6 protein-coding genes and 1 pseudogene are annotated in these 6422 nt (G+C 53.7%); all 7 read left to right on the top strand.

Going from position 1 to position 6422, the window contains the following annotated elements; all coding sequences use genetic code 11:
• Positions 1-77: 77 nt before the first annotated feature.
• The 7 genes and pseudogenes from G7A98_RS13335 to G7A98_RS13305 all read left to right on the top strand — a co-directional run bounded on the left by G7A98_RS13335 (position 78) and on the right by G7A98_RS13305 (position 6412).
• A complete protein-coding gene (locus tag G7A98_RS13335; protein WP_163650167.1) occupies positions 78-284 on the top strand; it encodes a hypothetical protein in 207 nt (68 codons plus the stop codon).
• A 51-nt stretch (positions 285-335) separates the two neighbouring features.
• Positions 336-1526, top strand: a complete 1191-nt coding sequence (locus G7A98_RS13330) for an FAD/NAD(P)-binding oxidoreductase (RefSeq protein WP_163650166.1) — start codon at positions 336-338, stop codon at positions 1524-1526.
• 16 nt (positions 1527-1542) lie between these two features.
• On the top strand, positions 1543-1989 hold the full coding sequence (locus G7A98_RS13325; protein WP_205596272.1) for a hypothetical protein: 447 nt from the start codon (positions 1543-1545) through the stop codon (positions 1987-1989).
• Between the two features lie 549 nt (positions 1990-2538).
• Positions 2539-2916, top strand: a pseudogene (locus G7A98_RS13320) (Lrp/AsnC family transcriptional regulator); the annotation flags it as partial.
• 533 nt (positions 2917-3449) lie between these two features.
• On the top strand, positions 3450-4643 hold the full coding sequence (locus G7A98_RS13315; protein WP_224414800.1) for a glycine cleavage T C-terminal barrel domain-containing protein: 1194 nt from the start codon (positions 3450-3452) through the stop codon (positions 4641-4643).
• A 282-nt stretch (positions 4644-4925) separates the two neighbouring features.
• Positions 4926-5402: a methylenetetrahydrofolate reductase C-terminal domain-containing protein gene (locus G7A98_RS13310; RefSeq protein WP_163650165.1), complete on the top strand. Its 477-nt coding sequence runs from the start codon at positions 4926-4928 to the stop codon at positions 5400-5402.
• Positions 5399-6412 (top strand): methylenetetrahydrofolate reductase, encoded by a 1014-nt coding sequence (locus G7A98_RS13305; RefSeq protein ID WP_240464751.1) that lies wholly within the window; start codon positions 5399-5401, stop codon positions 6410-6412. Before G7A98_RS13310 ends, G7A98_RS13305 begins: the two co-directional genes overlap by 4 nt.
• Positions 6413-6422: the final 10 nt, after the last annotated feature.

Here is a 6422-nt window from a genome sequence, read left to right as displayed (position 1 = left end):
AATGGCGATATTCGCTATATTGCCATGCAGTTCAGTAGGTTAGAAGCATTCCTGGGGGCCGGTCTCACGGATTCAGGATGGAGTCACTATCAGCTATTGAGCAACAAGTGTCGCTGATTTTTCAAGACAAGCCACCTGATGACGGCGCGCTGATCTGGCCAGAATTGATGATGTTGCAAAACGCAGCAGCCATGCCTTCGCGCCATGAAGTTGCATTTCTGCCATTTCAGGCCCTGAAAAAACTATTGAGCACGGCGGGAGATGTGCATGCAGGCGTGACTTGAAAACCAATTACCCTACATTCGGCCCAGGCAGGGCACTTCCGGAGAAACCATATGGTGAAGGATATCATTGTAGTGGGTGGCGGCATTGGTGGAACAATGACTGCCAACAACCTTGTTCGAAAAATCTACCCCGAGATCAAAAGCGGAAAGGCACGCATCACCCTGATTTCCAACAGTCATTGGCATTACTACAAACCAGCATTCATGTACGTGGCATTTGGAAAGTTCTTCAAGAATGAACTAAGACGCCCCCTGGCATCCCTACTACGCCCGGAAATCAATTTCACACTTGATCAAGTAGAAGGATTTGAATTCAAAAACAGTCGATTAAGAATGCGTTCGGGTGACGTGCATGACTATGACTACCTGGTGGTCTCCACAGGCTGCATCCCCGCCCCGGAACGGATAGACGGTTTGCAGGAAGCGGGAGATCACTTCTACCAGCACAATCCGGCGCGACAGCTTTTTGAAAAAATCTCGACCATCGAAAAAGGTCGCATATTTATTGGTGTAACATTTCCCAAAACCCCGAACGTGCCCCATCAGTGCGGTATCGCACCGATAGAAACCACATTGATGCTGGATGAATTCTTACGTCAACGAGGGGTGCGCGACAAAATTGAACTGGTGTACACTTACCCAACAATTTCTCAGCTAACTCGCAACTGCCTGTTCTTGCAGAAGCCCACCGGTGAAATATTGCCGTCGATTTTTGACTCAAAAAACATCAAGCACAAAAGAGGTTTCACCCTGGCCAGCGTTGACCCCGAAAACAATGTCGCCACTTCAGAAGAAGGCGACGAAGAAAACTTTGACATCCTGATGCAAACGCCCCCCATCCGAGCCGTCGATGCAGTGCTTGACTCGAATATTTCAGAGTCGCCCAATCATGAAGGCTGGTTACCCACCGATCGCCAGTCACTGCAACTTGAAGGCTTTAATAACGTGTTCATCATGGGCGACACTGTTGACTTGCCCATCAGCAAAGCTGGAGGAAGTTGCCACAACCAGTCCCCTGTCATTTGCAACAATATTGCAGGATTGATGCGCATCGGGAAAACAGTCGATGAATACGATGGCAAAGTACAAGCCATTGCCCAAATGGGCCTGGAGGCAGGCATGCCTCTTTGGTACGACTATGATGAAGATGTAAAACCGACACCACCGACCAAGATTGGCGGGCTCATGCGCAAGAGCTTTAATCGTGGAGTGTACTGGTCTGTAGCTCGCGGCCTTATTTAAACAAGGAGAAAAACTCATGAAAAATGATACAGCGGCCGCTTCCATACAGTCACTTGAGACTATACTTGAATCTTCACCGGCCCTGCAAGACCCTGCGACTTTAAAAGGCGTTGTTGAATTGATAGAAAAAGTCTCGCCCTTGCTTCAAGGACGTCGACTGCATAATATCGTTGACTTGCTAGCCGCAGCATCCGATGTCATTGAAATGACAGACGACGCCATGATTCAGAAACTCATGACACTCTATGACGACAGCATCGGAGGTGCCTGGAAAATCACGAGCGCACTTCAATATGCATCAGTTCGAGCGGGACAAAAAGAAGCTCCTCCGACGCTATGGAAAAGTGTCAGGCGGTTAAACAATGATGAGGATGCTCGTCGCGGGCTGGACACCACAATCAATCTAATGTCAGAGCTAGGGCGCCAGTCAAGAATCTCTGGCCAGCCTGTTTTTGAAGACTAGCGGCAGCAACTTGTATCTTTTCATACTCGTCGGCGATGCAGCTCAACATCCTGAATGCCTGGCACGCATATAGTGTGCTCGGCATTCTCGAGATCGACTTCGCCTTTCCCTCGGTCTGCCGGTCTTTACAGAAGGTGGGGGAGTCACTCGGCTGTTCCCTGAGACACGTGACGGAGAGGTACATTTCCCTCGTTCGGCATTCGACCTCCGGTTCCGCGGCGTTACGCTGCCATCCTGCCCGGGGACTGGCTCCGGGGATTCCTGCTTTGCCACGGCACGGGGCGATATGGCGCCTTGCCCTTGAGCTAGCCGATATCAGCGTCTGCAGCGGTTATGCGTGAAGGGTTGCCCTTCGCTCATGCCTGACTGTTCCGGGAGTCGGCGACAGATACCTCACGAACGCCCCTGGATGATTGCAGTGACATCATTATCCCATTACGACATCACCTGTAGCGTGGCCGTCAGATGCCATGCATGGCGCCAGGAAATGTTGCAACTCACTCCTGAATGAGTCACATCTGTAGGGATTACCATGAGGGCTGAGAACCAATGAGGAAAATCGCCATTGATGCGGCAGACATCCGCATTCTGCGTGCACTTCAGCAGCATAGCCAGCTCAGCAAGACCAAGCTATCGGAACTGGTCAACCTGTCACCGACGCCATGCTGGATTCGCTTCTCTCGATTAAAGGAAGCCGGACTGATACGCGGATATCACGCAGATATCGCGCTCGACAGGATCGCGAACACCACCACGGTAATGGTAACCGTTTCGCTCGAGGGACATCGCAAGGAAAACTTCGAACGTTTCGAGAGTTATATTTTCCAGGTCGATGAGATCGTCGAATGCATGACGACGGGGGGGCGGTATGGACTACGTCCTGAAAGTCGTGACGCCCAGCCTTTCCGCCTTTCAGCAAGTCATTGATCGGCTTCTTTCGGCAGAGCTGGGGATCGAACGCTACATGACCTACATCGCCACCCGAGAGATAAAATCGACGCAAGTCAACCTCGCCAATCTAATGGTAATCAACAACGACAAAGCCTGAGCCGGTCTTTCGCCAGACGTTGTACGGCATGCCCCCGGCGGGTTGGAGGCTGACCTGCGCGAAAGGCTCTCCTGAACCTCGAGCTCGAGGCTACGGGGCTGATGCCAACGGCCCGCAGGCCCCCGTCATGCGAGACTTGTTCTCCCAACGCCTTCTTCCATCCTCCAGCAGGGCTTCTTCGATCCCGCCATGCTCTGCAAGGGCCAGGGTCACGAGCGCGATGAGACCGGGGTGGTCCCTTTCGCAGGCACCGGACCAAACGGACTTCACAGCGCCAATAATTGGCCTTTTCATCCTAGTTTTAGAGTGCTTTTAGGACGCGTTTCGAGGCCTGCCAGAGCTATAGTGAGCCATGCTGAATAAACGGGTTTTCACACCTCAATGAATTCCATATCCTGAAAAGGTGTTCATCATGACAAGCGTATCACCCAGCAATGTAATCCAGATGGAAAGAAAGGCGGATTTCGGTTTCGGAACACAGGTCCGAAAATCTCCCTACTTCGATGCAACACTACGCTGGGGCGCAACAGCTTTCTCAGTATACAATCATATGTATATACCGCGTGACTTCGGAGATCCGGAACAGAACTTCTGGAACCTTGTCAACGAGGCCATCCTCTGCGATGTCGCCGCTGAACGGCAGGTAGAAATCACCGGTCCGGATGCGGCGAAGTTTGTGCAGAACCTGACCCCGCGCGACCTTTCCCAAATGGCTGTCGGGCAGTGCAAGTACATCCTGATCACCAATGCCGACGGCGGCATCCTCAATGACCCCATTCTTCTGCGCCTGGCGGAAAATCATTTCTGGATCTCACTGGCTGACAGCGACATTCTGTTATGGGCACAGGGTGTCGCTGTCAACTCCAGCCTCGATGTCACCATTCGTGAACCCGATGTCTCACCCTTGCAATTGCAGGGCCCACAGTCCGGGGAGATCATGAAGTCACTCTTCGGAGACGACATCACGGACCTGCGCTACTTCTGGCTTCGCGAGATCGAACTCGACGGTATCCCACTGATCGTCTCGCGCACCGGCTGGTCGAGTGAACTGGGCTATGAGCTGTATCTTCAAGACGGCTCTCGTGGCGACGAACTTTGGGAGAAAATCATGGCGGCAGGTCAGCCCTTCGGGCTTCGTCCCGGCCATACCTCTTCCATTCGCCGCATCGAAGGCGGCATGCTCTCCTATCACGCCGATGCGGACATCGACACCAATCCCTACGAACTGGGGATGGACCGTCTAGTGAACCCGGATATGGAGTCTGATTTCATCGGCAAGGCCGCCTTGAAGCGCATCCGTGACAATGGCGTGAGCCGCAAGCAGGTCGGGCTGCGTATCGAAGGGGCACCTCTCAAAGGACCAAACACTACCTTCTGGCCCCTGAATCATGATGGTGAAACTGTCGGCAAGGTTACTTCCGCCGTCTACTCCCCGAGGCTTGATCAGAACATCGCCCTGGCCATGGTGGCTGTTGATCATGCTCGGATCGGAACTGAGCTGGAGGTGCAGACTCTGTCGGGACCGGCAAAGGCTTTGGTTGTCGAAAAGCCGTTCTTCGACCCCAAGAAGAAAATTGCGGCATCCGCTTGCACGTCAGCCAACTGAACGAGGAAGGTGGGCTACTGCAAAGTCGGGAATGGTGGTCCGGGATCGCTGGGCGATACCGTCTATAAGAATTTCGGATCACCGTCCCAAACAATCCCTGAATGCTTGAGGGCTATTGAAACATCGATAACCATCAATGAATGCCTTTATCACAAGGTATCTCCTGGAGGATGCTGTCCAGTCCCCGGGGGTCACGATGGCATACGATTTTCAATAGACGCATCAATAATTCAGGAAGCAAGAATTGGCTCCACGGTGGTGCTACCGTGGTAGGAGAAGCTTGTGTATTCCGTTCGCCTTTGGGCCGTACGGCACGCGAGACTGCTTGAACTTACCTATCGAGCCTTCGAGCCGGTAATCGTCAAACTGCATCCGTTGTGGAAATCGGTTGGCTACCAGCGTGCAGAAAAGCCAGTTGGCAAGCTGGAGGAGCTCAGCAAGGGGCTACTTTTCGACTGCAAGATGTGTGGTCAATGCATTCTCAGCTCTACCGGCATGTCCTGTTCCATGAACTGCCCAAAGACCATGCGAAACGGACCCTGTGGCGGTGTCCTTCAGAACGGGAATTGCGAGGTCTATCCCGAGAAACGCTGTGTCTGGGTTGAAGCCTGGGAGGGGAGCCAGAAGATGAAAGGGGGCGACAAGATACAGGTGGTACAACTGCCGGTTGATCATCGTCTTGAAGGAAGCTCCTCCTGGCTGCGCGTGGCTCGCGAGGCATCGGAACAGCAGGCAGTACAAAAAGGAGGCTCGCAGTGAGCGTTAACGTTGGGCCTGAAGCTGGCCGCATGATATCCGACACAACGGGCTATAGCTCTACCGGACGGCTCGAACGTGTGCTGAAGTCAGGGCATTTTGCCGTCACCACTGAACTGGCGCCCCCCGATTCGGCCAATCCGGAGGAGGTCTATGCCCGGGCGCGAATCTTCGACGGTTACGTTGACAGCATGAACGCCACCGATGGCTCTGGGGCCAACTGCCATATGTCCAGCGTCGCGATGTGTGCGCTGCTGGCACGAGAAGGTTACGAGACAGTGATGCAAATCTCCTGTCGGGACAGGAACCGGATTGCCATTCAAGGGGATGTACTGGGAGGGGCGGCGCTGGGCATCAATAATATTCTCTGCCTGACGGGGGATGGGGTACAAGCGGGAGATCATCCGGAAGCCAAGCCGGTATTCGATCTGGATTCCTTGTCGCTGCTCGAGACGGTCGCCAGGTTACGCGACAAGCATGTATTTGCCAGCGGAAGGACGCTCAGTGAGCCGCCGAGAGTGTTCCTCGGTGCGGCAGAAAACCCGTTCGTCCCCCCCTTTGATTTCCGTCCTTACCGGCTGGCGAAAAAGATTGCTGCAGGTGCTCAGTTCATTCAGACGCAATACTGCTTCGACCTGCCCCGCTTCCGGAATTTCATGGACCGATCCCGAGACCTGGGATTGCTGGACAAGTGTTTCATCCTGCCCGGTGTGGGGCCGCTGGCCTCGGCACGTGCGGCAGACTGGATGCGAAGAAAAGTTCCGGGCATTCATATTCCGGATTCCATCATCAAGCGCCTGGAAGGTGCCCAGGATCAAAAGGCAGAGGGTCGAAACATCTGCATTGAACTGATTCAGCAATTGCGGGAGATCGAAGGGGTCAGCGGTATACACGTGATGGCTCATCGCCAGGAGTCTTCCGTTGCCGGGATTATTGAACGATCCGGGGTACTGGGCGGCCGAGTGCCATGGGTGCCCTCCCGCGAATCCGCTTTCGAGGGAGATTATGCTTGATCATACGGCA

The organism is Modicisalibacter sp. 'Wilcox' (assembly GCF_010993675.1).
GTDB lineage: Bacteria > Pseudomonadota > Gammaproteobacteria > Pseudomonadales > Halomonadaceae > Modicisalibacter > Modicisalibacter tunisiensis.
The sequence above is the reverse complement of the archived record's forward strand: the minus strand, read 5'-3'. Positions and strand labels throughout refer to the sequence as shown.

Coding starts and splice junctions, on each gene's coding strand:
- G7A98_RS13335 (WP_163650167.1), top strand. CDS start 78: ATGGAGTCACTATCAGCTATTGAGCAACAAGTGTCGCTGATTTTTCAA.
- G7A98_RS13330 (WP_163650166.1), top strand. CDS start 336: ATGGTGAAGGATATCATTGTAGTGGGTGGCGGCATTGGTGGAACAATG.
- G7A98_RS13325 (WP_205596272.1), top strand. CDS start 1,543: ATGAAAAATGATACAGCGGCCGCTTCCATACAGTCACTTGAGACTATA.
- G7A98_RS13315 (WP_224414800.1), top strand. CDS start 3,450: ATGACAAGCGTATCACCCAGCAATGTAATCCAGATGGAAAGAAAGGCG.